This window comes from Micromonospora sp. DT46 (assembly GCF_049841735.1).
GTDB lineage: Bacteria > Actinomycetota > Actinomycetes > Mycobacteriales > Micromonosporaceae > Micromonospora > Micromonospora reichwaldensis.
The window spans coordinates 1-3,446 of the sequence record NZ_JBNCKW010000021.1 but is presented as its reverse complement, the minus strand read 5'-3'; the positions used below and the strand labels follow the sequence as shown (position 1 = coordinate 3,446).

At 56.9% G+C, this 3,446-nt stretch carries 2 rRNA genes; both read left to right on the top strand.

Going from position 1 to position 3,446, the window contains the following annotated elements:
* Nucleotides 1–119: 119 nt before the first annotated feature.
* Nucleotides 120–3,229, top strand: a 23S ribosomal RNA gene (locus tag ACLQ20_RS31280).
* Nucleotides 3,230–3,312: 83 nt separating this feature from the next.
* Nucleotides 3,313–3,429, top strand: a 5S ribosomal RNA gene (rrf, locus tag ACLQ20_RS31275).
* Nucleotides 3,430–3,446: the final 17 nt, after the last annotated feature.

Sequence of the window (3,446 nt, the reverse complement as noted above, 5' to 3'; positions counted from 1 at the left end):
GTTGCCAGGCATGGCCTGGTGTGGCATACCGCCGGCGGTGGTCGGGTTTGGTGTCGCACGGATCGGGTTGTGGGTTGGTCGTTTGTTGAGAATTGCACAGTGGACGCGAGCATCTTTGTGGTCAAGTTGTCAAGGGCGAACGGTGAATGCCTTGGCACCAGGAGCCGATGAAGGACGTGGGAGGCCGCGATAGGCCTGGGGGAGCTGTCAACCAAGCTGTGATCCCAGGGTGTCCGAATGGGGAAACCTGGCTGGAGTCATGTCCAGTCACCCACACCTGAACACATAGGGTGTGTGGGGGGAACGCGGGGAAGTGAAACATCTCAGTACCCGTAGGAAGAGAAAACAATTTAGTGATTCCGTGAGTAGTGGCGAGCGAAAGCGGATTGAGGCTAAACCGGTTGCGTGTGATACCTGTCAGGGGTTGCGTGGTCGGGGTTGTGGGACCCTGCTGAACAAGCTGACACTTGTTCGAGAAGTTACAAAGTCAGTGGCTAGTCGAACAGTCTGGAATGGCTGACCGTAGACGGTGAGAGTCCGGTAGGTGAAAGTTGCTGACCTTCTGTGGGTGTTCCCGAGTAGCGGCGGACCCCTGAAATCTGCCGTGAATCTGCCAGGACCACCTGGTAAGCCTAAATACTTCCTGGTGACCGATAGCGGACGAGTACCGTGAGGGAATGGTGAAAAGTACCCCGGGAGGGGAGTGAAATAGTACCTGAAACCGTTCGCCTACAATCCGTCGGAGCCTTGCGGGGTGACGGCGTGCCTTTTGAAGAATGAGCCTGCGAGTTAGTGGCATGTGGCGAGGTTAACCCGTGTGGGGGAGCCGTAGCGAAAGCGAGTCTGAATAGGGCGTTCAGTCGCGTGTCCTAGACCCGAAGCGGAGTGATCTAGCCATGGGCAGGCTGAAGCGCGGGTAAGACCGCGTGGAGGGCCGAACCCACCAACGTTGAAAAGTTGGGGGATGACCTGTGGTTAGGGGTGAAAGGCCAATCAAACTCCGTGATAGCTGGTTCTCCCCGAAATGCATTTAGGTGCAGCGTCGCGTGTTTCTTGCCGGAGGTAGAGCACTGGATGGTCTAGGGGGCCCACAAGCTTACCGAAATCAGCCAAACTCCGAATGCCGGTAAGTGAGAGCGCGGCAGTGAGACTGCGGGGGATAAGCTTCGTAGTCGAGAGGGAAACAGCCCAGATCACCAGCTAAGGCCCCTAAGCGTGTGCTAAGTGGAAAAGGATGTGGGGTCGCATAGACAACCAGGAGGTTGGCTTAGAAGCAGCCACCCTTTAAAGAGTGCGTAATAGCTCACTGGTCAAGTGGTTCCGCGCCGACAATGTAGCGGGGCTCAAGCACACCGCCGAAGCTGTGGCATTCACATTTTTACCTCGCTTGGACTTGATTCCTTGTGCAGGTGTGTGGATGGGTAGGGGAGCGTCGTGCCGGGGGTGAAGCAGCGGGGTGACCCAGTTGTGGACGCGGCACGAGTGAGAATGCAGGCATGAGTAGCGAAAGAAGGGTGAGAAACCCTTCCGCCGGATGACCAAGGGTTCCAGGGCCAGGCTAATCCGCCCTGGGTGAGTCGGGACCTAAGGCGAGGCCGAGAGGCGTAGTCGATGGACAACGGGTTGATATTCCCGTACCCGCGAAAGAGCGTCCCTGATGAACCTCGTTGTGCTAACCACCCGAACCTGGGGAGGTCTTCGGACCGAACTGGGGGAGCGTGGGAACCTGGCGGGTAGTAGTCAAGCGATGGGGTGACGCAGGAAGGTAGCTGAGCCCGGCCGGTGGTTGTGCCGGGGTAAGCGTGTAGGCCGGTGTGTAGGCAAATCCGCACACCATTAGGGCTGAGACGTGATGCCGAGCCGATTCAGGTGAAGTCAGTGATCCTATGCTGCCGAGAAAAGCCTCTAGCGAGTTCTTAGCGGCCCGTACCCCAAACCGACACAGGTGGTCAGGTAGAGAATACCGAGGCGATCGGGCGAACTGTGGTTAAGGAACTCGGCAAATTGCCCCCGTAACTTAGGGAGAAGGGGGGCCGGAGACGTGAAGCCCCGCGCGGGTGGAGCGTTGTATGGCCGCAGAGAGCAGGGGGAAGCGACTGTTTACTAAAAACACAGGTCCATGCGAAGAAGTAATTCGATGTATATGGACTGACGCCTGCCCGGTGCTGGAACGTTAAGGGGACCTGTTAGCTCCTTTGGGGGCGAAGCGGAGAACTTAAGCGCCAGTAAACGGCGGTGGTAACTATAACCATCCTAAGGTAGCGAAATTCCTTGTCGGGTAAGTTCCGACCTGCACGAATGGCGTAACGACTTCCCCACTGTCTCAACCACAGGCCCGGCGAAATTGCATTACGAGTAAAGATGCTCGTTACGCGCGGCAGGACGGAAAGACCCCGGGACCTTTACTATAGCTTGACATTGGTATCCGAATTAGCTTGTGTAGGATAGGTGGGAGCCGGTGAAGTCCATACGCCAGTATGGGTGGAGGCAATCTTGAAATACCACTCTGGTTGATTTGGGTATCTAACTTCGGACCGTTATCCGGTTCAGGGACAGTGTCTGGTGGGTAGTTTAACTGGGGCGGTTGCCTCCTAAAGGGTAACGGAGGCGCCCAAAGGTTCCCTCAGCCTGGTTGGCAATCAGGTGTTGAGTGCAAGTACACAAGGGAGCTTGACTGTGAGACTGACAGGTCGAGCAGGGACGAAAGTCGGGACTAGTGATCCGGCACTTGCGAGTGGAAGCGGTGTCGCTCAACGGATAAAAGGTACCCCGGGGATAACAGGCTGATCTTCCCCAAGAGTCCATATCGACGGGATGGTTTGGCACCTCGATGTCGGCTCGTCGCATCCTGGGGCTGTAGCAGGTCCCAAGGGTTGGGCTGTTCGCCCATTAAAGCGGTACGCGAGCTGGGTTTAGAACGTCGTGAGACAGTTCGGTCCCTATCCGCCGTGCGCGTAGGATACTTGAGAAGGGCTGTCCCTAGTACGAGAGGACCGGGACGGACGAACCTCTGGTGTGCCAGTTGTCCCGCCAGGGGCACGGCTGGTTAGCTACGTTCGGAAGGGATAACCGCTGAAAGCATCTAAGCGGGAAGCTCGCTTCAAGATGAGGTATCCCACCCACTTTGTGGGGTAAGGCCCCCAGCTAGACGACTGGGTTGATAGGCCGGAAATGTAAGCCCGGTAACGGGTTCAGTTGACCGGTACTAATAGGCCGAGGACTTGACTACTAAGCTGCTACGCGTCCACTGTGCAACTCTCGATAAACGAACAACAGACCACTGGGTGGTGTTGTTTGATATGTCGATAGAGTTACGGCGGTCATGGCGGAGGGGAAACGCCCGGTTACATTCCGAACCCGGAAGCTAAGCCCTCCAGCGCCGATGGTACTGCACTCGGGAGGGTGTGGGAGAGTAGGACACCGCCGGACAATCTTTCAGTTCAGGG